Here is a 24,453-nt window from a genome sequence, read left to right as displayed (position 1 = left end):
GACACCCAGTTCCTAATTCAGATCAGAGGCTTACGCCACTCCCGCCAACCCTTCAGGACACTTTTGGTGAATAAGGCGGGCTAGGACCGATCGAAATTCAGGTGTGCTGGCCTGCAATTGGCAGTTTCCGTAGATATAGTGCCCTTCTTCGTCGGGCGTGGCCCGCCATCACCGCCGATTGCCGCCGTACTCCGCCGATCCCACTCAATTCCGGTCTCCTCTACGCCGCTATCCGATGGCGTGCCGGATGCGGAACTGCTGCTTGACCGTTAAAGCTCAAACAGTAACGTGTTGCCGTCGAGCCGCCTTGTCATCCAACGTGGAATTGGGAGCCTCCAGTGGTCGAGCAACGTATCTCTGCACCACCCGGACTCGAGAAGATCTTCGGGCGCCATGTTGCCGCGAATACATCGAGCATCTTCGTTATTTCCCGCGAGTGGGAGAACGACTTTCCGCCAGCCTATCTCCACGTCTACCGGCGTACCGATCTTGGCGCCGCGCCCGTGGTCCGCCGCGTACCCATCTCCTTCCACTATCAGCTGTCCGCGACCGACAAGGTGCTGGTTGTCATGCCGGTCGTCTACGGTGACGATCATCGCGCCCTGATCTTCAAGTCCGTCGGCCAGCGATGGATTCCGCTCCAACCGGTCGATGCCTATACGGGAGCTGCGTTCGAGGACTGGGTCGCCATCACGCTCCCGAATCAGGTGATGCTGTACCGCGTCCAGGGCCCGGCGATGTCGCTGGTTCGCCGCATCGACGCGCGAGGCGTTGAGGACGCAGGCTTCTGGCAAGGGAAGCTCGCGGTGGTGCGAACCGAGGGGACCGACCGTATCTTCGCGCTCCACGCGCTCGGCGCCGAGGAAGCCGAGCCGCAGACCGTCATCGAATCGTTCGAGGGTGTCGTCTATCCGCCGCGAGAAGCCGAGATCGACTCGGACGCGGCTACCCTCCTGATCGAAAGTCGCTGCGAGCCCGGCCCGGAGGGAATGTCTGACACAGTCCGGGTCACGGCCTTTCGAGGCGACGCGGGCGATCCCAACGCGCCGACGACGATCATCGCGCCAGAGGAGATGATCTGGCGTGACGCGGAGGATCCCGCCCGCGCCACGGTCTTGGCTGGCGAAATCTTCGCGGTAATGGACGAGGCGCTCAAACGCCACGACGGAAAGACTGGCGCCTGGGTCGACGTCGCGCCGACGCAGGCCTGGCGGGACGCGGGCCTGCGCGTCCTTCATGCCAACGCTGGTCCTGATTACCTCGTAGTTGCCTGCGACGGGCCGGATGGTGTCGAACTTCGGGTCCTCGACGCCGGCGACGTCACGGCGTGAGAAGCCGCTCGACGCTCGCCACGTGCGACTGGATCTCCCGGACGATCGGGTCCCCGCTCGGCACCGCAGCATTCTGGCGGGCTTGAGCGGCAGCCCTGATCAGCTTCGAAAGAGCGGCGGCGCGCTTCAATGCTATGCTGCGCACCTGGCCCAGATCACCGCTTTGGCCGAGAAACTCGCTCAGCCATTTGCGATCCGGCAGAGCGGCCTCGCCCTGGGTCAGCGCGAGCAGCAGGTCATTGCCGCGGATCTCTTGGGTGAACCCCAGCTGGACGAACCCGCGGATCAGACCGGAAAGCAGGTCGAACTCATCCACCTCCGCGACCGGCGTGTCGATGATGGCGGCCAAGAGGTTCGGGCGCAGGTGCTGCGCCAAATTTGTCGTGAGCTGCGCATAGTCATGAAACTTCCCGACCACGGTCAAATCATCATCGGCGAGGCTGAATGTCGTATCCGGCGACGCGTCGGTCGGGGGCGCAAGCACCTGGCCCGTTTCGGACTGGACCGCCTCTGCGCTCGGGTCCGCTTCAGTGGCGGAACGGGGCAAGGCGAAGCGCGGCGCCTCGATCTTCATCAGGAGCGCCGCCAGCTTGGAGAGCTCGGGCTTCACCAGCTCTCCGACACCGTCCGTCGGCTCATCGTACGAGATCGAACCGTCGGTGAACGACGTGATGTTCACATTTAGCTTGGCGTGGTACGTGACCCTTGCCTCGAGGATCGTCACGGTCTGGCCCGCCGCGGTCATCTCTACGCGGAACGATGACCGAAGCGGTGCCGCGTGAGGGCCGACCCGGTCGACATGGTCCGGCAAATCGTATTCGGGCTTGCCGAGGAAGAAGCGAAGCTTACCGAACCCGTCTCGCTCCGCCGCGCGGGTCACGCTCGGAATCGCGGGCATGGCGAGAGGTAGATCCATCGCCAAAGGCTGCGGCCCCCAGTCCGAACTCACAAGCCGCGTACCCTCGAGCGGGGCCATGCCATCGCCCATCAGAATGTCGCTTGCCTGCTCGACCTTGGACGCGACGCGGTCGACGATCTCCCCGTAGCGCTTGAACAGAAATGGCAAGATCGCGTCGGGGCCCTCCAGGTCGCCGGAGGCGATCAGCGCGGCCTGGACGCGCTCGCCGGCCTCGACGAGCCGCTTGAACTGACTGGGCCGGATGTACTGGGCATAATCGGGCCATTCCTCGAGAAAGCGCGCATATTCTGCCGCAGCCGTGCTCCAGGCGGACAGGCCCGGCATCGTTGCCGGCTCGCCGGTCCCGGCAAGTGGCCGCCCGAGAGCCTCCGCGGCGGCCACGAAGGTACGCACATGCTCGTGCGGGCTGAGCAAGGCTGTGCGCACCGCCGGATCGGCCGGGTTCCAAATCGCGGGTCCGCCCTTGAGATTGGTGGCCGCGGTCTCGGTTGCGATCTGAACCAGCTTGCTGGCGCAGTCCAGGAAATCGTCGCGCGGCAGCGGCGTCGTTATATCCTGCGCCCAGCGCAAAAATGCGCCGACGGCGAGCTGCTCCATTTGATCGAGCAACTCGCGCTGGCCATTGGTCAGCGCCGCTTGCATCGAGTCGAGGCGCGAGTTCAAGGTAGTCAGACTTGACCGGATCGCGCGAACATCGACCGCAATCCCGGACAGGCGTTGCTCGACACGATCGAGTCCAGCGTTCAGGTCGCCGTGGATCGCGACCAGGGACCGGTCGACGCGATTAAATCGATCCTCCATCCTCTTCGACAGATTTTGTACGTCGACCCGCAGCGCTTGCACCTCCTTGAGGATGAGCTGGAGCTGCTGTGCGACATAGGGATCAGGACCGGATGACCCGCCCATTCCCGCGAGCGACATGACCGCGCCCACATAATTGCCGGACAGGGCGGCCATTCCGACGCCGAACAACGCGCTTCCGCCAGAGGCAGAGCCGGCAAACGCGTTCACCGCCTCGTAGATCGTCAGCGCGGCGCTGCCGAACCGCTGGATATCCCTGCCAAGCGTCGGATCGATCAAGCCGCCAACGACGGAAGCGAGATAGAGCCCAGAGGACGCCGAAGAGAGGCTCAGCTGGTCGGTTTCGATGGCGGCGACCGCATCCGCCATCCGACGCACGTCCAGCCCGGTCTTTTCGGACAATTGCCGCAAAACGAGATCCTCGATCGCCCCCTCGATCCCGCCTTGCTCCTCAATTGCACGGAAGCTGCGCTCGAACGTCTCAGACAAGGCCGAGGTCGCCTTCTCGATGTTGCCGGACACCGCGGCAAAGGCCTGTTCCCCGAGCAGCAGACCGGGCTCGTCGACGCTGCCTGCGAGCGTCTGACCCAACGCCCCCGCGATCGCGTCGCCGGTCGCCCGCTCGAGAGCCTGCGCAGCGAGCGACGCCGGATCGTTGATCGCAATCGCCAGATCGTTGAAGACGAGCATGTTCATGCTGTCAGCGAGCGCCACGTCTTCCTGCGCCCGCAAGCCGGCCTGCTCCAGAACAAGACCCAGAAACCGGTCTGCCTCCGCCGCCCCTGTCTCCTCTGCGACCATGGTCGTCAGGCCCGCGGAAACCGCATCCCACCGTCGGCGCTGGACGTCCAGCTCGTCGAGAAAGCCATTCCCCTCCAACCCAGGGGCCAACAGCAGCGCTTCCGCCTTGCGCTGGAGCAGCGTGACCCTATCGAGTCCCAGATCCAGGCCGACCTCGGCGAACGACGCGGACTGCGCGCCCAGCGCCGCGCGCGCAGTGCCGGCGATGCGCGACAGGCTGGCCTCGTCGGCCCCCAGGCGGGCGGCGCGATCGATCAGCCCCGTGACCAACGCCGCATCGATCGCTTCGTTCTTGGGCATCGACAGGACGTTCGCGACGAACATCGACCGCGCGATATGGCGTTCGGCGACCGCCCCGCCGGGCGGTTTGCCGCCACCGGCGGCCGCATCTTTCAGCGTCGCTTCGCCCTCCACCGATTGCATGTTGACGCCAAGGTCGAAGTCCGGAAGATCCCAGACCGTCGACCCAGCGGCGGGACCGCTGCGGAACAGGGTCGCGGGCGGCCCGCCGTTCAGCGTTGCATAGGCCTCTGTCGCGGGAAACTGCCCGACCATGCCCTTGAACCCGATCGACCGCGTCGGAAGGTGGAGCGAGATCATCCCAGAAAAGTCGAGCGCGGGCGTGACCGCCTCCGGCACTGGAGCGAGCGGGTTGCCTGCCGATCCCCTGACGAAGAGCAGAGCATTGTCAGCCTGCCTCCGGAGCTCTCCGATCCATGAACCCTTCGCGAAGAACAGCTTCAGGTCTGGATCCGACGTCGCTGTCGCGATGAGCTCGCCCGCCGAGCTGACCTGGTGGGAGGGATCGCACCAGAAATAACTTTGGTCCTTCGCCGGAACGATCTCGACTGAGTCTTCGTCGATCACGAACGTCACGGCAAAGTGCAGCCGGGCGCTGGCGTTCCGGTCGCTCGAGAAGCCGCGCTGATCGGTCAGGAAGTAGCTTGTCGCGGCCAAGCCCCTGACGACGCCCGATCCCCAGACCTGCCCATGGTCGTCGAACCATTTGAGCACCCGGCTGGGAACAACAGCCTGGGTAAGCGGCGTGAGCAAAGGAAAGGGCGGGGCCGGGACTGCAGTCTTGCCGCCTTTCAAAGTTTTGATGTAGTCCGGGTTCCCGGGATGCTTATTCGGGATGAAGACCGAAATCCAGACGTCGATGCGATCCGTCACTTCGATTCTCCGGCGATGTTGAATTTAGGTCGATGCAGCGTATCGCGGCTGACCCGATTTGTCTTCTTGAGAATTGACCGCTGGTACAGTGTTGCGACCTGCCCCTAATTGGCGAAAAGAGAGTCGCGGAGGACTTGATGGCATCTCGCTACTGGATCAATCTCGCGACGGACGGCACCTTCGCCGCTAGCGGTAAGCTGGCGAGCACTCCCGCCGACGTCGATCGGCTGCTTGGTGACGAACTCGCCGGTGCGTCGCGTTTGGTCCTCTTTTTTCATGGAGGCTTGGTCAGCGAGATAGACGGGCTCGCCAGCGCGGAACTGATAAATTCAAGCGTTTTGCACGGTTACATTTCGCTGTAAGGTGCTCGAGAGCCGTAATGACTCGCAGCAGATCAGGGAGGTTCTATGAACGAAGAGCAGGCGCAAGACATGGTGCGCATCGCGTTCGACCCCGACGTCGAGAAGCTACTGCGCGAGAACGATGTCGATCTGTTCGGCGAGCTAGCAAAGGATCCCGCTGTCAGCGGTCGGATTCGCAGGCTCGCTGCCGGTGAATTTCCCGTCTCGCCGGTTGACAGCCAAGAGCGCATGGACCCCCTCACGATCGCCGCGAGCGCGGCCGTCATCGTCGCCTTGGGCAGTGCGATCGAGCGAATCATCAAGGTTTTCACGCGGCGTCCGGTCGTGCTGACTAACGAGCGCTTCGAACCGGTGCTCGACGCCGACGCCAAGCCAGTGCTTGGTTCCGACGGCAAGCCGATATTCTCCAAGACGACAACCCAGACCTACGAGGAATCGAAGGACGCGAACGCGCCGTCCTGGGAGACGCGCGTCACCGCGAGCGAGCTGCGGATCGCGCTGGGCAAGCCGGCAACGTAGACTGCGGCGCCGATGCGCAAGGGGCTCTTTTTCGGCTCGAACGGCAGCGCGCATTTCATGCCCCTGCGATACGCTCGGTCTGACGCCGAGCGGGTCGCCAAAGCGTTCCAGATGCATGGAGGCTTCGATGCCGAGCTGGTGGACACCGCGAGCGTCAGCGTGCTGCGCGAGCGCCTGCATAGCTTCATCGCCGAAACAGCAGAATGCGAAGCGGCAGTCATCTATTTCGCCGGCCATGGCGAATGCCGGCGAGGCGAGCTTTTTCTGGTGCTAGACAATACAAACCCGGGCAACTTCCTCGGCAGCGCGTTGCGCTGCTCGGAAATTACCGTCGGGCTCAAGTTCAGCGAAGCGAAGAACAAGCTTCTCATCCTAGATTGCTGCAGCGCGGGCACGGGCGCGAAAGGGATACGGGGGCCGGCAGCGAACCTAACGGAGGTCGTGCACGATTCGGAAAGCTTCATGATCTTCGCCGCGAGCGAGGCACTAGAGCCCACGCGCGAGCACGAACGCTGGTCGGGAAGCTTCCTGAGTGATCTTGTCGTTGACGCGCTTGGCAAGCATCGGCGCCTCACCTTGGGCCAGCTCAATGACCTTGCTCGCACTAAGGCGAAGCAGCATCAGGGCGATCATCCCAACGAACGGCTGTCGATACCCTTTATGTTCGGCAGCGAGAGTGGCCGTTTCTCGCTTACCCACCGCAAGCCAAGCGCAATCGTCGTTAGCTTCGACGATCAGTTGGAAAACAATCTTCCGGACGTACTAACGCAGGTGCGGGCATCGAAGCTCGCGCCGACCGCCCTGCGGCACGTAGCCCAGTGGCAGATTGAATGGCCGACCGCCTACGATAGACGCTTCGAGGAACTAGCGGGCTTCAAGGCCGCCGGCACGTTTCCGACACGAAATGTGGTCGATCCCAAGCCGCTCGGCAACATGGTCGACGAACTAAGCAAGCGGCGCGCCAGTGTCGAAGAGTTCATCGCGCGCGCTCTGCGCGAGTGCCTTCCGCGGGTTGTAGAGGCCAATGCAGAGTCCGACGACTGGCGGCTGACGCTCGACATCGCGTTACGGTCGGCGGTGTTCCTGCTGGGACGCAGCCTCTACACGAACCGTTTCGACGCTGAAGGGAACGAGCCGTGGCATGAGCCTTTCCTGCATACCGAGCTCGATTGGGGAAGCGATATCATCCTGGGGCTCGCCCCAGTGTGGACATCCCTGCAAGCAGACGAACCGGTGCTGTTCTGGACCGACGCCGATTACTGGGTTTCTGATGGCGAGCGGCGGCGCGTGTACGTGCCCGTCAACGAGGGACGCTCAATCACGAGAAGACTAATCTTCGGTACACTTGGACCGCAATTGCTGTGGGCGAACGTCGGAGGCATCTATCGGCTGGAGCACGACGGGTACGAGGCCGACCGGAAGGGGGATGTCCAAAACCTCCGCGTCAGGAACGAGAGCTTCATTGAGATTGAGCATTTTCGGTTTCCCGACCCGAACAGCGACCGGCTGCGCCAGATCGAACGGTCGATCGTCGACCATTTTGCGCGGAAGGGCTTCGCCGACTGGATGTCGGTGGATAGGCTATCAAGGGGCAGCCTGAACTCTAGCAATATTATCAAAGGTCTGCAGGATCAGAACGTAGACATTCAATAGATGGACAGAAACCTCGCATGGCACCAGAACGTCCATTCCTGCCGAGAGCCGTCATTTAACGCAGGTGGCGGAAACGGCGGCAATGTCCCAGACCCGGTCCTTCTTTGTGGTCGGCCGCAGGCTTGGGCGAACGTCCGCTCCAAGATGCAGCATCCCGAACGGTAAGCGGCAGAGAATGGCGCACTGTGCCCCGGCCGATGGTCCGCGCAAAAAAGTGGCTAAATCTGGGACAGGCGCAGGTCCCAAGGTACCGGACTCGCCATGTCGTGAGTGATCTTGCCCGCGTCGGGGTGACGCAGATTTATGAGAAAGTTGCGCTCGATTCGACCGCCGGGAATTGATGGGACGATGAGTATGCACGAGCGACATTCGAGACACCATGTGGCACCGAAGGTCTTCGAAATCGAATCGTCGATTCCGTCCCAGCCCGGATGGGAAGTCTGCGGGAATTCTTCGTAGCTGACGCCCGGCGGAATCGTGAGGCGGATGTAGTGCTGGTTCCCGGGAAGCACCCCGTTGAAGTGGGCGAGTTTCTCGATCAGCGCGGTCGCATAATGCTCAGAGGTGTAGAGCATTGGGCTGCTCGGGGTGTTCCAGCGTCCCAGGAAAAGGCGGGCTCCCTCGTCATCATAGATTGGATGCTTTCCTGCAGGGTCACCGATCCGGTAGCTGTAGAGAACCCTGTCAACGGTCCCCGGCTTCAAGCGCCGCCGCCATAGGCCGCTCGGCCGAGGAGATTGATAACAAGATCGGCACCAATTCCCGTGTCGGTAGCCACGTCAATCGGCCTCTGGTTCTCAAGCATTGGGTGCGAACGGTAGAGAAACTCGCGCGCCTTGATCTCGTCGTGATAGATCTCCATCGCAAATTCCCAGACCTTGGCGACGGCCGCGACACGATTGCCTTCGTCAACGGTGAGCTTTGGCTCGCTGGCGCCTTTGCGCCGCGTCAGCGTTGCACGGGGGACGAAGCGATACGGGAAGCTAGCGTCGTCCGGCGCGATAGCCTTCGACAACCGCTCTAGCGAGGAGAGCGGGAGTCCAGCCTTGATGCGGTTCGCGATCGCCAGCGGCGATCGCGGGCCTGTCTTTAGCCCGAGCGAGTCAGCGAGGCCGCATGCTTCCGCGATCATCATTATTCTCCTTCGTTCATATGAGCCATATATATGGCTCATATGGTCAAAAGACAAGATCGAACCGGTCGGACTATGGAGCTTGCTCCTCCCTGCAACCCGAGACAGCCTCAGCTAAACGCAGCCGTGCGTTCAACCCGCTAGAAAGCAAATTGATGCAGAGCCATCTTTGTCCGGTTCCAAGTAACCGCGGCACTTGAATGACCGCCCTTGGCGCGATGCCGAACGGCTGCTGGTCGATGCGACTGGCGGCAAGCTTGGTGGGGTACAGGGATCCTAGTGTGCCGCCCACGTGATCGCCATCGCAGGTAGCCTCGGGTAATCACATACTCTCAGAAGGCATTTGCCGCACGAGGTATATCCCCCGCTTCGGCCAGCGCCCACTGCACCGCCTGCTCCATCTCGGCGATCTCGGCATCGGTCAGTTCGTCGAACTGAGCGCGCTTGCTATTGGAAAGACGTCCGCCGTTCTGAAGCATCAGGCGGATCAGCAACGCGGCGCGGCGGTCCGGCATATCGACGATTGTGCGGACCCCTTCCATCGCGCGGTCGAACATAGCCAGGAAGCCCAGTTCTTCGCGCAGGTCCGTACGGACGGAATCGACCACGCGGTCATAGAGATATTCGGCGACAGCGGTGGCGTCAAAGAAGCGATAGAGTGGCGCGGTGTCGCTGCCGACCACGATCTCGCGCTCGCTGTTCCAGCCCCATTCGATCGCGCTTAACAGGGGTCTTGAGAAGCTCTCCAGCACCGCGTCATAGCTGCGTTGATCGCGGACGATGGCGGCCGACACAGGGAAGATCATGCTGTCTGGGCAGAAACCTGTCTTGCTCAGCACATGATGAACGATGAAGCGATGGATGCGACCGTTGCCGTCCTCGAACGGGTGAATGAAGACAAAGGCGAAGGCCGCGACTGCAGCTGCCACGACAGGCTCGATGCCGTCAGCGAGCATCCGCGCGGTCAGCGCTATCCAGCCCGTCATCAGCGAGCGAACGTCTTCAGGTCGGGGGCAGATGAAATGCACCTCCTCGCGGAGATCAACGGTCGTCTCGCCGACGAAATTCTGGAAGCTGCGCCAGTCGGTCGCGGCATAGCGGCGATCAACGATCGCATTCTGGAGCCGAACGATCGCTTCCTTGTCGCCCGTGTCAAAGCTGGAGGCGGCGCGCAGCGCGGCGACGAACCGCTCGGTCCGATCCGGGCTGGGCGCCTCCCCCTCGATGGCGAAGGACGCGCGCGTCTCCTTGGTGAAGAGGTGCCGGACTGCGCGGGCGAGCACGGCCGGGTCATAACGTTCGATGATCGCGCGTGCCTCGGCATCGATATGGACGCCGATCTGCCCTTCTAGCTTCGCCGTGCGGCGCACCGTGGGGCACAGGTCCGGCGTGCCGAGCAGATTATCGATAACGCGGTGCCGCAACGAGTTCCGCCTCGCCCCGGCGACATGCTTCTGCGGATCGAGCGCCTCGACATAATTGCCGGCCGCGGCATCGGGCACGTCGAGGCGTTCGCCGGTCAGATACTCATAGAAAAACCAGGCGCGCCGCGCGTAGCTGCCGCTCGGCTCAGTGCGGACCCATGCCGCGATGACCTCGGCATCGATGGCAGCGAAGGTTGCGGCCAGCACGCCCAGATCCATGGGTTCATAGCGTAAGGCAAAGCGCAGGTTGGCGATGACATTGTCACCGGTCGCATAGGAACGCGGGTAGAACTCGACAGTGCGACCAGCGATTACTTCGGTGCGCCGCGCACCTGAGACGAGGTAGCTTTCGGTATAGGGCGGCGGACTTTGCGGCGCAAACGTCGCCCGCAGCCATATATGGCCCAGCTTCGGCCGATCGTCATCTATGTCATCTTTCATGTGAAAACACTTAGCGCGATACGAAAACGATTACCAATGACGTCTACCATCTAAGATTGATTACGAAAATTAACGTAGGATCCCGTTTCGAAAGCTGTAGCCGGGGCGGACGGGCTGGCCTGCCACGATCTTCCAATCCATCACGGACGCCGCCAATGCCCTGCCGCCGAGCCGGTCGGCCTTGCTGGAACTGGCAGATGGCTCACTCTTCAACGGCGATGTGTCAGCCGCCCCACAAGCTGCCATCGATCGGCGAAGGTATGCGCGAACGGATTCACCGCCCCGCTCTTGCTCAAAACGCCAGACTGGTCTGCACAGGCTTGGTCAGGATCTCCTCGACCGAAAACAGATGCGCAGGCGGGGTGACCAGCAGATCCGTTTCGGGCACCTGGCAATCCAGCCACTGCATGACCTGACGGCGCTGGATAATGGCGCCATGGCGCTCCTGATAGCGCATCACCTCTGGGTTCGCGTCAACGGTGATAATGCGATAGGAGACTGGCCAGTCGCCCATGGCGGGCTCCCAAATGGCGGCGAGATAGAAGAAATTGCCGTCTTCCATGGTCACCCGGAATTTCTTCTCGCCATTGCGGATGTGAAATTCCGAAGCCGGCACCAGGCAGCGATTGCTCGGGAATGATCGCCCTTCAGATCGGATGAACTCGTAGCGCACCCCATCGCTAAAGCGCGGGTCTGAACCCCAGGCTGCCTCGATCATCTCGATATCTTCTACGTCATTCGGGTTACGCCGGATGATCGCACGGCGACTTCCGAGCGCATCGGAGTCGAACGGGGTTGCTTTCGAGTCCATTGATGGGAACATATAGGGAACAATCAGCAGGATCAAGCCCTCCTGCGAAGGGAGTTGATGGCACAGCCGGTAGAGTGACCGGCTGCGAGGTTAGGGGCTGATCAACGATCCCCGCGTAGCGTATTCCGCCAATATGGCTGCGTTGTTGGCAACCCTTTCGCAGCAGCTTGGCGCGAAACGGCGCTGACCCACCCCACCCAAGGTTCAGATATTACTCAGGCGTCCATCATCATCGATGAGCGTGAGTTTCAACGGGGCTCGATCACTCCACTTCCAGAGCACGAGATTGATATCCTCACAGCTCGCGCCGCGGGCAAAGCTACGAACGAGCAAGCCGTTGAAGCCCTCGGAGATGAGGCTTTCAGCGAAAATCTGAGTATGCGCTTTCCCTGCCTTCTTCATCTGATCGCGCCAGGTCGGCTCGCCTAAGCTGGTTGGGGTCATCCCGTATTTTCCGAGTTCAGCAGCATCACGACCGTCGAAGACATTCGCGATATCGGCATCGTAGGAGACGATCGTCGTCGGTTGGAGATCTCCGACCTGGTTTGCCTCTCTAATTGCCGTCTGCAATGAGGTTGCGACGTAGAGAGCGGCAGTTCCTTTGGGATTGAAACGGCCGCCATATAACGCAGCACCCCGGCCTGAAAGTGGCTCGCGCGCATAGATTGGGTTCAGCGCCCGATAGAGTTTACCTTGGTAACGCATGGACGCAGTTAGGCGTAAACGCCTGCGTCGACAGCGTCGATATATTCCAGCACCTCGCTCGCCCTGCCATCCTGCACGAGCTGCATGGCTGTCTGGCCGGAGAATCCCGGCAGTGGCTCCGACCTGTACCAGGCATAGGCGATCAGAGAGGATCCGAAGCGCGGGCTGGTTTTGGTGATCACCTCAATCATTTCCCGCAGGCGACGCTGGGTTTTATCGGAACGCAAGCGCTCTTTGCGCTGTACAGCGTCACGGCCTAGGCCGGCGGAACGAGCCACCTCCTCGCTAGTCGTGCGGAATGCCGCCGCGATCTTATTCGGAGCAAAAAGTCCGTGATCGGCATATTCTAGCAGGCCCATAACACTTCCTAACGCAATCATTTTGACGCAATATAGCGTCACAACGTGCGACATACAAGCTGGGGTAGGCGCTGACATTCTGCTCGACCGCCCAAAGACGATGCCATATTTTCCCTGGCGAACAGTCCGACACGTCGCGCGTTGACGTACCAGCATGCGCTATATCTCCAATCAACTCCCGCTGCCGGATGACCAGGACCAAACGCGGCCAAGAAGGAGCAGCGATGTGCAACGATTATAGGCTGGAGGTCGACATCGCTTCCATCGCCGAGGATTTTGAAGATCTCAAAATCAAGATCAAGATGCCCGAGGGCAAGCCTAACGTGCCCGCGCGTGAGGACATCAAGATGACCGACATGGCGCCGATCGTTCGATCGGTGGAGGGCGAGCGGAGCACAGGGGAGCTGGTCAATCGGCGATGGAGCTGGCCGGGCACGAAGGGCAAACCCGTCTATAATTTCCGCTCAGAGGGGCGCGAGTTCACCTCTCACCGCTGCCTCATCTTGGCCGACGGCTTCTACGAATTTACAGATCCCGCCGATCCCAAGCAGAAGCGGCTGGACAAATGGCTCTTCACAATGGACGAGCACCGCTGGTTCTGCATCGCAGGCATATGGCGTGAGAGTCCGCTGGGCGAAGCCTTCACTATGCTCACCATGGACGCAGGACCGGACGTGGCGCCCTACCATCATAGGCAGATCATCCCCCTCACCCGCGATCAATGGGTCGACTGGCTCGATCCGACCGTACCCGCTGGGCAGGTGCTGCGCTGGCTGCCACAAGGAACCTTGCCCGTCACCCAGGTCTACGGCGCCCCGCCAGCGCAGGAGGCGCTGCTCTGATGACCACCGATGCCACCCTCGCCCGCTTCGTCGAGGCGCAGGAAAATAGCTACGCCACTGCATTGGCGGAGATCCGGGCTGGAGCGAAGCGCTCGCACTGGATGTGGTACATTTTCCCGCAGCTGCGGGGCTTGGGACAAAGTCCAACCGCCCATTATTATGGCATCGCGTCGATCGACGAAGCCCGCGCCTATCTCGAGCACCACCTGCTCGGCCCGCGTTATCGGGAATGCATCGAGGCCCTACAGCAACTGGGCACCAGCGACCCCGTCACCATATTCGGCAGCATCGATGCCATGAAGCTGCGTTCATCGCTGACCCTGTTCGAAGCGGCGCAGCCATACCCGTTGTTCGCGGGCGCGCTGGACCGCTGGTTCGGCGGAGAGCGCGACCCAGTGACCCTGCAAATGCTTGCGGACTGATCCATCTGAAGACGGGCGAAGGAAAAATTGCGATTCATCCCGCTTGACGAATCCCCCTGCCGAACGGAACATAAAGGGAACATCCGAGTCGATATGTTCCCATGGTCTGCCCCGCTTCCACATCTGACCGGCCTCGCGCCACTCCTCTTGCCGCCCTACTGGCGGAACTCACGCAGGCGCGCGCCGCGCGGGGGCCTGCCCTGCCCTTCGGCATCGACGCGATTGACCAGCGCCTAGCCGATCGTGGGTTGGACGGCAGCGCATTACACGAGATTGCCGCCGCGTCTGCGAGCCTCAGCGATGACGCTGCCGCGACGCTGTTCGCGGCCGGCATTGCCGCCCGCTTTGCAGCGCAGCCCGGATTTACCGTATTTTGGGCGCTCACAAAGTTCGACCTCTATGCGCCGGGGCTGGAGCAGGTAGGGCTAAGACCTGAGCGGGTTCTCTATGCGCAGGGCACGAGCGACAGCGCCGTCCTCGCGATGACCGAAGATGCCCTGCGCGATGGTTCGCTCGCCTGTGTCATTGCCGAAGTGAAGTCCGCTGATCAGACCGCGACCCGCCGGCTGCAGCTCGCCGCCTCTGACGGCAAGACCCCGGTTCTGCTCTACCGCCGCCATTGTGTCCGCGATCGCTGCCCACTAAGCGGCCTCTCCTCTGCGATGACCCGCTGGCGCATCGGCTGCGTGCCCTCGGCGCGTCTTTCCCATCCCGGGGTCGGACGCGCGCGCTGGTCGGTCGAGCTCGTCCGTCAGCGAAACGGCAATCCCTTCTCCCTCGAACTGGACGCGTGCGATGATCAGGGTCGCCTCGCTCTACCTGCCGCAGCTTCCCATAGAGCGTCTGCGGCGGCTGGAGCGGCCAGCCAAGCGGCCTGAGCCCGCTGGTCCGTCGCTCGCTCCGCGCTTTGCAGGACCGATCGACGACAATCCAGGAGCCTGTTCGGTGCCGCGCGGCGGTGGCTGGCGGCCCGGTGCGCGCTGGGCGCGGGATGGTGCCCAGCGCCCAAGCCAGAGCGAGATCGACGCCTTGCCTGCGCACCAGCGGCCGACCATGCGCGAAATGGGCCGCCGCAGCGAGCCGGCGGAGCATCCTTTCAAAGCCATGCCTGCTGATGAGGGCGGCGCCAGCATCCGACCTGCTTCCGCTCCCACATGGAAGACGCTGTGGGGGCAGCCCATGATTCTCATCACTCGGACAGGGCAGCGTGAGATGGTGACCGCCGCCTGCCCGCTCGCGCTGGAGCTTGGCCTGCGTCCCGGCATGGCGGCCGCGCACGCCCGCGCGCTGGTGACCGACCTCGATGTGCGTGACGCCGATCCCGAGGCCGATCGTGCCTGGCTCAAGCGCCTGGCACTCCACGCGGTTGGTCATTGGACGCCGACAGCCTGCCCGTCGGGCGAGGACGGCCTGTGGCTGGATCTCACCGGCACCACCCACCTGTTCGGGGGCGAGGCGCGCTTCTGCCGCCGGCTGCTGCGCTTCCTCGAACGGCTGGGTTTCACCGCCAGCATCGCCATTGCCGGCACGCCGGGCGCCGCCTATGCGCTGGCGCGCTATGGCGGCAAGGCCATCACCCTGCTGCCACCCGGCACCGAGACGCAGGCGATCGCCGATCTGCCACTCGCGGCTCTGCGGCTCGAACCCGAAGCACTGATGTCGGCCGCGCGCTTCGGCCTCGAGCGGATCGCCGATCTCTATCCCATGCCGCGCGGCCCCCTGGCCCGTCGGCTGGGCCTGGCGACCGTCCGTCGACTGGACCAGGCGCGTGGGCTGCTCGCCGAGCCTATCATCCCGGTCGTGCCCTTCGACCTGCCGTGTGCGGAGCGGCGGCTGCTCGAACCGATCGGCACCGCCGAGGCCATCACGCAGGTCATCGGTGATCTGGTCGACGATCTGGTGGTCCTGCTTCAGGAGCGCGGCATAGGTTTGCGCGCTGCCCATCTCACCTGCCTGATCGTCGATGGCACCGAGCAGCAGGTTGCCATCGGTACAGCGCGCGCCACGCGCGACGCCCGGCATTTAAAGCGCATGCTCGGCATGCGGATCGAGCGAATGGACCCTGGGCTTGGTATCGAGGCGATGATGCTCGTCGCGCCGCGGGTTGAGGAACTGCGGGCACAGACGCTGGAGGCGGGCCTTGGCACAAGTGACCGCCCACCCGACATCGCCCCGCTCATCGATCAGCTCGCCGGTCGCATCGAGCCTGACGCGCCGTTTCGCCTTTCCTCCTACGAGAGTGATGTGCCCGAGCGCGCAGTCCGGCGGGTCGAGGCTCTGGCAAAGCCCGTGGGCTGGTCGAGTTGGAAGCGTCCCGTGCGGATGCTCAGAAGGCCCGAGCTTCTCTCCCATGTCGTGGCGCTGCTCCCCGATCACCCGCCCCGCCGCTTCACCTGGCGCCGGACCGACTATCGCGTGATCGCAGGCGATGGCCCAGAGCGCATCCATGGCGAGTGGTGGCGCAATCCCCAAGAGATGTGGGCGGTTCGGGACTATTTCCGGGTCGAGGCAACCGGCGGTGAGCGTTTCTGGCTGTTCCGCCGTGGTGATGGCGTCGATGAGCAGACCGGCAATCTGAGCTGGTACATGCACGGGATCTTCGGCTGATGGCCCGTTATGTCGAGCTGCAGGTGACGAGCCATTTTTCGTTCCTTCGCGGAGCCTCCTCGCCTGAACAACTCTTCTCTGCCGCTGCCTTGCTGGGCCACAGGGCGCTTGGCCTTGCTGATTGGGGCAGCGTCGCAGGCGTGGTGCGTGGCTGGGAGGCGCAGAAAGCGACTCAAGTCCGGATGATCCCTGGCACTCGCGTCGATCTGACCGACGGCCGAGCCTTACTGCTTTATCCGACAGACCGGCCAGCCTGGAGCAGGCTGACGCGCCTGGTCTCGGTTGGCAAGGCGCGCGGCGGCAAGGGCTGCTGCCTGCTCGACTGGGCCGATGTTGCAAACCATGCCCAGGGCATGATCGCCATCCTAGTGCCAGACCTGCCTGACAGCGCGACGCTTGCCAACCTCTTGGATCTACGGAACGTCTTCGGCCGCAGCGCCTATATGGCGCTGTCGCTGCGCCGGCGCCCGGATGACCTCGCTCGTATCCACGCACTTAATGCCATGGCGCGGCAGGCCGGAGTGCGCAGCGTCGCCACGGGCGACATACTCTATCACACCCCCGAAGCCCGGCCGCTCCAGGATGTCATGACCGCGATCCGCGAGAAGACCACCATCGATGGCCTGGGCTTCAAGCGCGAACGCTATATGGACCGCAACCTCAAATCGCCTCAGGAAATGGAGCGGCGCTTCGCGGCCTTTCCTGACGCGATCCAAGCCAGCGCCGACATCGCCGCTCAGTGCCGATTCGATCTTGGCGAGATCCAGTATCAATATCCCTATGAGCAGGTGATGGAGGGGCGCACCGCGCAGCAGGCCTTGGCGGCGCTCACCGATGCAGCGGCCAAGCGGATGTTTCCGGGCGGCCTGCCCAAAGCTTATCGCGATCAGATTGAACATGAGCTGCGGCTCATCGACCAGCTCGGCTACGCGCCCTATTTCCTGACCGTCAATGCGATCGTCGCCGAGAGCCGGCGTCGCGGCATTCTCTGCCAGGGGCGCGGCTCGGCGGCGAACAGCTGCGTCTGCTTCATGCTCGGCATCACCTCGATTGATCCCATCAAGCATGAGCTGCTGTTCGAGCGCTTCGTCTCCGGCGAGCGCAAGGAGCCGCCCGACATCGACGTCGATTTCGAACATGAGCGGCGCGAGGAGATCATCCAGTGGATCTATGAGACCTACGGTCGCACCCGCTCGGCGTTGACAGCGGTCGTGACCCGCTATCGCACGCGCGGCGCTGTCGCTGAGGTCGGCAAGGCACTGGGTCTGCCCCGTGATCTGACCAAGAGGCTGACCGGCCTTGTCTGGGGCTGGTCGATGGACGGGATCACCGACGAGCAGATCGAGAGCCTCAACCTCAATGCCGAGGATCATCGGCTGAAGCTCACGCTGGAGCTCTCCCGCCAGCTGATCGGCACGCCGCGGCACCTGTCACAGCATCCCGGCGGCTTTGTCCTGACCCAGGACCGGCTCGACGATCTGGTGCCGATCGAACCGGCGCGTATGGAGGACCGGCAGATCATCGAATGGGACAAGGATGATATCGATGCCCTGAAGTTCATGAAGGTCGATGTGCTGGGACTTGGCATGCTCGGCTGCATGAACCGCGCCTTTAACCTGCTGGAGGAGCATAAGGGGATCAGGGTCGGCATGGCCGACCTCCAGAATGATGACCCCGACGTCTATGCCATGATCCAGCGCGCCGACACGCTGGGCGTATTCCAGATCGAGAGCCGGGCGCAAATGTCGATGCTGCCCCGGATCAAGCCGAAGGAATTCTACGATCTGGTGATCGAGGTGGCGATCGTCCGCCCAGGGCCCATTCAGGGCGACATGGTCCATCCGTACCTCAGGCGGCGGGAAGGGAAGGAAAAGCCGGAATACCCAAAGCCCGAACTCCGTGCCGTGCTCGAAAAGACGCTGGGCGTGCCGCTGTTCCAGGAGCAAGCGATGAAGGTCGCGATTGTCGGCGCCGGTTTCACGCCCGCCGAAGCCGACCAGCTGCGCCGCGCCATGGCGACGTTCAAGCTGACGGGCGGGGTCAGCCATTTCTACGACAAGCTCGTGAACGGCATGGTGTCGCGTGGCTACCCAAAGGATTTTGCCGAGCGCACCTTCAAGCAGATCGAGGGGTTCGGCAGCTATGGCTTTCCCGAAAGCCATGCGGCAAGCTTTGCCAAGATCGCCTATGCCAGCTGCTGGATGAAGCATCATCATCCCGACGTCTTCTGCGCGGCGCTCTTGAACGCCCAGCCCATGGGCTTCTACGCCCCGGCGCAGATTGTGCGGGATGCCCGGCAACATGGCGTCGAGGTGCGGCCAGTGTCGATCAACCACAGCCATTGGGACTGCACGCTGGAACCGGCGCGAGGCCGCTACAAAGCGGTGCGCCTCGGCTTTCGGCAGGTGCGCGGGCTTGCCAATCTCCATGGCGCGGCGATCGTCGGCGCCCGCGGCCCCGCGCCCTTCGGGAGCGTCGAGGAGGTCTGGCGGCGCGCCGGTGTGCCGCGCGCCGCAATCGAACGGCTGGCAGAGGCCGATGCCTTTTCCTGCATCGCGCAGGATCGACGGCAGGGCCTCTGGAAGGTCAAGGGTCTGGGCGAGGCCCCCCTCCCCCTCTTTGCCGCTGCTGATCAGCGCGAGGGGAAATTCTCGCTCGAAGGTTTGGAGGCGCTCGTCACGCTACAGCCGATGACGCAGGGGCGTGAGGTCGTGGAGGATTATCGCTCGCTCCAGCTGTCGCTGCGTGATCATCCCCTGAGCTTTCTTCGGCCACAGCTCGACAGGATGAAGGTCGTGCGCTGCGTGGATCTTCGCTCCATCCGTGACGGGCGCAATGTCGAGGTGGCCGGCGTCATCCTCGTGCGGCAGCGGCCGGGATCGGCCAAAGGCGTGCTGTTCGTCACCATCGAAGACGAGACCGGGGTTGCCAACGGCATCCTCTGGCCGAACAAGTTCGAGGTTTATCGTCGACAGGTGATGTCCGCATCCATGATCGCCATGCGGGGACGGCTGCAGAAGGAAGGCGAGGTCATCCATATCATCTGCGATCGAATAACCGATCATGATGACATGCTGCGATCAATCGGGCGAGCCGAGTTCAAGGTTGCGCCAAGTCGCGGCGATGGAGCCAGCCATGCCGGGGGTCCTGATCCCCGGGATCCGAGCTTCCCGCATGGTCGCACACTCGCGCCACCTCCCTTTCACGCCAAGGAAAATCTAGACGAAGATATGGTGCCGATCCGAAGCCACGATTTCCACTGAGTCATCGAAATGCCGTGCCCCTACGCCCCTGCTACCGGCTGATCGGAAAATTCGTCAGAACCGGGGGTGCTTCGCTCAGAGAGTTCGATAACCCACGACCGCACCGTCTTGAACTTTGAACTCGATCGGAATTTTCACTTCCTCATCGGGCGAGCTGGGCAGCAGCAGGCGCATGCCTTTGCGAATCTCGCTTTCGTACTGGCTAGTTATCGAGAGCACAGCGTTCTCACGCTGCAGGATAAGCATCCTGTTTGCCAAAGACGACGCGAGCTTCGCTTTCTCGCGTACGATTTGGTCCATTTCTCGTCCGACAGCTCCGGCGGGACCATACAATGCGATGTCGCCGAGTATATCATCACGGCGAGCGGCCTTACCCGCTTCGCGTCCTGGGAATGCACAGAGAAGCTGTAAGCCGCACGCCCGTGCGCGTAGGCAAAGGCGCATCTCATGTTGAAGCGCTTCGAGCGGTGCGATGGCCTCATCGAGCGCCTTCATGAATTTGCTTGATGAAAGCCAAGCTTCATTCTTGATCGAACGCAGTGTCACAAACTGCGCTTTGATATCCTCGGCAATGTGATCCTGTATTCTGATCAATTCCGCTTCGTGACGTTCGATCCCGTGCAGGACTTCGGCGGCTAGCTCACCCGACATGATTGAAGGAGCGATCTGTTGAAAATAGCGGATTGAACCTGTCAGCGCCGTTCGCCGCTCATCTTTTTGAAACTTTGAAACCCCTTCCACGGCAAGTTTTGTCTCGGTGAGATTGCGCTCGATGTTCTCCCAACGACGCTGTTCCTCAAGTTGACGAATCGCGATTAAGGCAGCCGCGGGGCCGCCAATGCCAGCCGCAGACACCTTGACCAAGTCAACCATTCCTTGGTGTCCCTTTGCCACTCCTTTATGCTTGCCGTTCTTACCAATTGAGAGCGCGAAATCGGAACGATAATAGTTGCCTCGAGACAGGAGCGCCTGCGCAGACATCAACGGCTCGATGATTGCTGCAGTCATGCTCAAGTATTTAACAATATCATCGATTTTGCCGACAGAATTCCAAGTAACGCCGCTCGGTTCCGGAACACAGCGGAAGATCGCCAGCGGATCACCCTCATCCGAAGTCAGTGCGACTTCGCGCCTCTGCTCGACGCCGGTTCCAGCTGCCGCGTCCAACGCAACAATCCGGTTGTTCTCAGGGTTCGGCAGACGACCTTCCTTCACACACGTGTCACGCAAATAACTGATCTTCATTAGGCATGCAGCAAAAGGCGGCCAAGCGTTGGAACTCAGAAGGCCTCCAACTGCTTTCTCGGCCACCGAACAAGCCTTTTCGAGAACCTTTTTCGCATCTTCCAGGTCGACTGAGAGTAAATGCTGTTCGGCAAAAAGATTAAGAAGATTGCCTTCAAGCTCCTCAATATTATCTGGAAACTCTGAAATCCCAATTTTGCGCCAAATGCCTTTCAGTAGATCGACATAAGAGGGCCGCGTATCGCCTGAACTTTCCGTGAGGAGAAAACCTAATCTATATACTTCATCACCAATAATATCAGCGTACTTTGAGTGGTCAGGACAATAACGTTCATAGGCACGCGCAAACTTCAAATTGCTTTCGGCAGATGCCACCAACGTGTCGACGATCGAGGACAGCTCTTCACTCGTGCATGCCTCGAGGATAATGTACAGGTCTTCATTCAAGGTTTGCGAAACGCCATCACGCACGGTCGGTTCTTTCAATCAAAAATTAGGAGCAATCACTGCATTTAGATGTGGCTCTGGCCGATGGCAAAATCGGTCGCAAGTGCACCATGAAGAATTTTTATGCGGAATGCTGCGAATTCCGACCAACAGACCCAGTGCGGCTATTTTCGTCCGCAAAATGCGGCATCAGACTGTTTGCAGGAGGAGTGTCGATTTCGTCCTATCCGAATCGGTAGGATCCCGACCAGTTTTACGTTGCGACCCGAAGGCTTGGCTTATCCAAGTTCTTCTACTGGGGCCGGCTCAGCCGGCCCCACTTTTTTACATCAAGCGGCTTCCCATACCCGGTTCAAAATCTGAGCGGCCATCGCCGCTTTGTCCTGTGGAAGGAACCGCCCGTAGTGCTTGGCTACCATCTCCGGCGTGTCCTGGATGGCATAGCTTGCCTGTTCATAGGAGCCGGTGTGCTTGAGGATGTGCGTGGCGAGAACGTCCCGTACATTGTGCGGCCCGTGCGGCAGCAATCCCTTGATCGCACCTCTCCCGGTATAAGGATTGAAGACACCATAGCGCTGGATCACGAGCCTCCATGCCTCATAAAATGTGTTCTGGTTATATGACGCGTCCCGGCTGGTCCGCTTGACCGTTTTGACGAAAAAGGTGCCAGGATCCTCCGCACCGTTGAGCAGGGAAAGACGATGCCGCTCAATATAGGCGCTGATATGGTCATAGAGGCCGCCGAGATCGGGCAGGACCAGTCGGAAGGGCTTGCCGGCGAAGAAGGATGAATGGGAATTTTTGAACGCGACAGCAGGCACAAAAACTTCCCAGCCATGGTCGCGCTCACTCCAGCGAATTTCGCCGCGCTTCTGCGCCTCAAGCTGCCGTTCTGAACGCGGCAGATGCCCGCGCGGGCAGACCATAAGTTGCCGTAAATTCTTCTGTCGCAATCCAAGATGCAGGCCCAGGCGAATGAGGAGGTAGGAGCGAGCCACTTCCGCTGCCGCACGCGGAAACCGCCGCGCGTCTGGGCGAAGCTTCAGAATTTCATCGGCAACCTTCAGATATTCCGCCACCGGACTCGACGCCTCCAGGATCGGCAGTATCGGCTCAAACGGATCACGATGGATCCGCGCTACCCGCTCCACTTCCTTCACTCGTGCGCCAGCATGCGCATGGAGAAAATCGCAAGCGCTCTGCCAATCGGCACGCACAGCTGCGACTTCCTCAGCCGATATAAGGCCCTCGACGGGGACAAGACGTGAAGCAAGTTCTGGATGCTGACGCAGCCAACCAGTCTCGGAACGGACCAACGCCATGGCATTGCGCAGCATATCGCATTCCCAGCGAGTGAAGAAGCCGCGCCGCCGCTCACGCCACTGGACATACCAGTCCCAAACGCGCGGAAAGATGAGCATGGCGAACGAGATCTCCTTGAGCGGCACGCCATGGCCATGAACGGCCCCCGACGGCGAGGCCGCCAATGCGCCGAACATGAGGCCGAAATGCTCGATCTTCTGGGCCGTCGTTTCCTCGTTCCAAACCCCAATGCGTTGGAAGCCGATGTCGGTGAGGGTGGCTGTCTTGAAACGGATAAGCTCGGTCAGTTCCGACACAAGGCGAGGCGGCGCATCCACCACGCCGATATGGTCAGCTTGGTCATCGAGATCGTCGTTCTCATCGCTCGGAACTGACGCTCTCATCTGCTTGCCTGTCAGCGAAGGAAACCGGATCGCGTAGCGGAGCTTCATCGCCTGAGCCTGAAAGCGGCGATATTCGGTGGCGCCGGAGATCACGACGTTCTGAACCCAATCCAGGATCTCCTTCTGCTCCTTGAGCGGCCTGAAGTTAAAATCATCGGGCAGGTGCCAAGCCAGCCGCCGCTGCTCAGCCATCGGCAGCCCCTTCACCAATAGACCCGAAGCCGCACGCGCGGGATTTGGCAGCTTCGATTTGAAGTAACCCAAGGGCAGATCGTAGCGCCGCTCAATTCGCGTTAGCAGCTCAAGGCTGGTCGTGCTTTGCGGGGTGCGACGTCCCTCGACCCACGATTGCAGGGTCGCGCGATCAAATTTCTCCCCGGGCCGAACAATACAGCGGTGGAGTTGATAATAGCTCTCGGAAAAACGCCCCAGATGGAGGACGAGCGCTTCGCGAAAAGAGGGGGGATCCACCCAATCTGTGAACTTTGGAACCGGGCGTTCCACGATCGGCAAAGGCTTGCGCCCCCTCTTCGGTGAGACAGATTGATCCCCGTCGCCGCTACTCCGGCGTGTTGTTCTTAGCATCGTCGAGATTTCCAAATTTGATGGTCATTATCCAGCTTGGGCTGGCGACGCCTGCGATGCGGGCGCAGAGGCATGACGGCAAAGCTTCGCCTTCAACGTACCCCGAATTGATGAAGGCAAATTCCGCGACCGTGGTCGATCACGCCCTGACAGACGTCAATACGTTCAATCTGCGCTGAACCTTACCTCGAGACTAACGACAGATGCCGGCCGTCATGCCCCGCAACCTACCTTCTAGCCGCTGGCGTGAGGCATGCAGCGCGGTCAGCCGTTCGGCAGCCTCTTCTTCATCTATGACCATCGACTCGCGGACGGCTTCGCCCGATCTGAAGGTGAGCATTTTCAGTACCAGATGCCATCGGCCACGATGATCGACGGTCACCGTCGCCGTCCCATGGCACAATAGGGACCGGAAGGTGTGATGTAAGTTCCATTCCGCAAGTGATTTAGCTACGCCCTTCCCCTCCGCCGCGAACGCACCATTTTCACTCACCAATTCGCCCAACGCCGCGAAGCGCTGGCCGACAAGATGCGGCAGGCTAACCGGTTCGCCGCGCCCAGGTACTTCCGATAGCAACAGGAGCGCTTCGCTGACGGCTGCCTCGGCTCGGGCGAATTCGTCCATGGCGCGTCCTCGCCATAAATTGACGTCGCTCCAAATTGACGGCCATGTGTCAGTCGCAGGTAGCGCCGAAGGGGTGATAGCAAGCACCGTCCGGCCTTATTCTTCATTCCTTGCTAAGCCGTTAGCCCTGATCAACGTTCAGGTTGAGCAGCGCCGTTCGCTTCCGAGGCAGGTTTGTTCATGATATGCCGGATATGTGGAGCGGCGTGCAAAATTGACCCCCTTAGCGGGGTGATCGGCGTCTAAAATTGACCCCCATCATTCCAGAGTGTGAGGCGTC

At 61.5% G+C, this 24,453-nt stretch carries 20 protein-coding genes; 10 read left to right on the top strand and 10 right to left on the bottom strand.

The genetic code is table 11. From position 1 onward, the window contains the following. The first annotated feature begins 338 nt into the window (after positions 1-338). Entirely contained in the window at positions 339-1,331 is a 993-nt protein-coding gene (locus K7W03_RS21155) for a hypothetical protein (protein ID WP_020820336.1), read from the top strand. Here the strand turns inward: K7W03_RS21155 and K7W03_RS21150 are convergent. Beyond that, positions 1,321-5,025, bottom strand: a complete 3,705-nt coding sequence (locus K7W03_RS21150; protein WP_222887239.1) for a hypothetical protein — start codon at positions 5,023-5,025, stop codon at positions 1,321-1,323. The two genes, K7W03_RS21155 and K7W03_RS21150, sit on opposite strands and share 11 nt — an antisense overlap. A 137-nt stretch (positions 5,026-5,162) precedes the next feature. On the opposite strand from K7W03_RS21150, the gene K7W03_RS21145 reads away from it, so the two are divergent. From K7W03_RS21145 to K7W03_RS21135, 3 genes are read left to right on the top strand one after another with little or no spacing between them, the layout of a single operon-like run. Next, positions 5,163-5,387 (top strand): hypothetical protein, encoded by a 225-nt coding sequence (locus K7W03_RS21145; protein WP_020820091.1) that lies wholly within the window; start codon positions 5,163-5,165, stop codon positions 5,385-5,387. A 45-nt stretch (positions 5,388-5,432) separates the two neighbouring features. Further along, a complete protein-coding gene (locus tag K7W03_RS21140) occupies positions 5,433-5,906 on the top strand; it encodes a hypothetical protein (RefSeq protein ID WP_020820092.1) in 474 nt (157 codons plus the stop codon). Positions 5,907-5,918: 12 nt separating this feature from the next. Next, complete coding sequence (locus K7W03_RS21135) at positions 5,919-7,559, top strand: caspase family protein (protein WP_037445300.1); 1,641 nt, start codon at positions 5,919-5,921, stop codon at positions 7,557-7,559. Between the two features lie 218 nt (positions 7,560-7,777). Here K7W03_RS21135 and K7W03_RS21130 read toward each other — a convergent pair whose 3' ends face one another. The 6 genes from K7W03_RS21130 to K7W03_RS21105 form a co-directional block, all read right to left on the bottom strand. Continuing rightward, positions 7,778-8,263, bottom strand: coding sequence for an RES family NAD+ phosphorylase (locus tag K7W03_RS21130; RefSeq protein WP_031285924.1), 486 nt, complete (start codon positions 8,261-8,263; stop codon positions 7,778-7,780). After that, positions 8,260-8,694: an antitoxin Xre/MbcA/ParS toxin-binding domain-containing protein gene (locus K7W03_RS21125; RefSeq protein WP_156518450.1), complete on the bottom strand. Its 435-nt coding sequence runs from the start codon at positions 8,692-8,694 to the stop codon at positions 8,260-8,262. The genes K7W03_RS21130 and K7W03_RS21125 overlap by 4 nt, the downstream gene beginning before the upstream one ends. 329 nt (positions 8,695-9,023) lie before the next feature. Then, on the bottom strand, positions 9,024-10,556 hold the full coding sequence (locus K7W03_RS21120; RefSeq protein ID WP_020821007.1) for a Fic family protein: 1,533 nt from the start codon (positions 10,554-10,556) through the stop codon (positions 9,024-9,026). Between the two features lie 292 nt (positions 10,557-10,848). After that, positions 10,849-11,403 (bottom strand): SOS response-associated peptidase family protein, encoded by a 555-nt coding sequence (locus K7W03_RS21115; RefSeq protein WP_226870365.1) that lies wholly within the window; start codon positions 11,401-11,403, stop codon positions 10,849-10,851. Positions 11,404-11,571: 168 nt separating this feature from the next. Beyond that, positions 11,572-12,072: an RES family NAD+ phosphorylase gene (locus K7W03_RS21110; protein WP_031286621.1), complete on the bottom strand. Its 501-nt coding sequence runs from the start codon at positions 12,070-12,072 to the stop codon at positions 11,572-11,574. 8 nt (positions 12,073-12,080) lie between these two features. Further along, positions 12,081-12,431 carry an antitoxin Xre/MbcA/ParS toxin-binding domain-containing protein gene (locus tag K7W03_RS21105; protein WP_020821010.1) on the bottom strand — a complete coding sequence of 117 codons (351 nt, stop codon included), beginning with the start codon at positions 12,429-12,431 and terminating at the stop codon, positions 12,081-12,083. Between the two features lie 224 nt (positions 12,432-12,655). Here K7W03_RS21105 and K7W03_RS21100 point away from each other — a divergent pair, with 224 nt between their 5' ends. The 5 genes from K7W03_RS21100 to K7W03_RS21080 all read left to right on the top strand — a co-directional run bounded on the left by K7W03_RS21100 (position 12,656) and on the right by K7W03_RS21080 (position 19,565). Then, on the top strand, positions 12,656-13,273 hold the full coding sequence (locus tag K7W03_RS21100) for an SOS response-associated peptidase family protein (RefSeq protein ID WP_037445273.1): 618 nt from the start codon (positions 12,656-12,658) through the stop codon (positions 13,271-13,273). Continuing rightward, positions 13,273-13,695 carry a DUF1810 domain-containing protein gene (locus K7W03_RS21095; RefSeq protein ID WP_020821013.1) on the top strand — a complete coding sequence of 141 codons (423 nt, stop codon included), beginning with the start codon at positions 13,273-13,275 and terminating at the stop codon, positions 13,693-13,695. The genes K7W03_RS21100 and K7W03_RS21095 overlap by 1 nt, the downstream gene beginning before the upstream one ends. Before the next feature lie 101 nt (positions 13,696-13,796). Next, positions 13,797-14,573 carry an ImuA family protein gene (locus K7W03_RS21090; protein ID WP_020821014.1) on the top strand — a complete coding sequence of 259 codons (777 nt, stop codon included), beginning with the start codon at positions 13,797-13,799 and terminating at the stop codon, positions 14,571-14,573. Then, complete coding sequence (locus tag K7W03_RS21085; protein WP_084673731.1) at positions 14,491-16,302, top strand: DUF6504 family protein; 1,812 nt, start codon at positions 14,491-14,493, stop codon at positions 16,300-16,302. Before K7W03_RS21090 ends, K7W03_RS21085 begins: the two co-directional genes overlap by 83 nt. Beyond that, positions 16,302-19,565 (top strand): error-prone DNA polymerase, encoded by a 3,264-nt coding sequence (locus tag K7W03_RS21080; RefSeq protein WP_037445270.1) that lies wholly within the window; start codon positions 16,302-16,304, stop codon positions 19,563-19,565. Before K7W03_RS21085 ends, K7W03_RS21080 begins: the two co-directional genes overlap by 1 nt. A 75-nt stretch (positions 19,566-19,640) precedes the next feature. On the opposite strand, the gene K7W03_RS21075 is transcribed toward K7W03_RS21080, so the two are convergent. Together K7W03_RS21075 and K7W03_RS21070 are read right to left on the bottom strand one after the other, a co-directional pair. Continuing rightward, positions 19,641-21,281, bottom strand: coding sequence for a hypothetical protein (locus K7W03_RS21075; protein WP_031286260.1), 1,641 nt, complete (start codon positions 21,279-21,281; stop codon positions 19,641-19,643). A gap of 305 nt (positions 21,282-21,586) precedes the next feature. Beyond that, entirely contained in the window at positions 21,587-23,467 is a 1,881-nt protein-coding gene (locus K7W03_RS21070; protein WP_235181769.1) for a hypothetical protein, read from the bottom strand. A gap of 98 nt (positions 23,468-23,565) precedes the next feature. Here K7W03_RS21070 and K7W03_RS21065 point away from each other — a divergent pair, with 98 nt between their 5' ends. After that, complete coding sequence (locus K7W03_RS21065) at positions 23,566-23,727, top strand: hypothetical protein (RefSeq protein WP_157838170.1); 162 nt, start codon at positions 23,566-23,568, stop codon at positions 23,725-23,727. A 14-nt stretch (positions 23,728-23,741) separates the two neighbouring features. Here the strand turns inward: K7W03_RS21065 and K7W03_RS21060 are convergent, their stop codons facing one another. Continuing rightward, positions 23,742-24,173: a hypothetical protein gene (locus K7W03_RS21060; RefSeq protein WP_020819305.1), complete on the bottom strand. Its 432-nt coding sequence runs from the start codon at positions 24,171-24,173 to the stop codon at positions 23,742-23,744. Between the last annotated feature and the right edge of the window lie 280 nt (positions 24,174-24,453).

The organism is Sphingobium sp. PNB, assembly GCF_019873065.1.
Lineage (GTDB): Bacteria > Pseudomonadota > Alphaproteobacteria > Sphingomonadales > Sphingomonadaceae > Sphingobium > Sphingobium fuliginis.
This window is presented reverse-complemented; position numbering and strand designations above follow the sequence as displayed.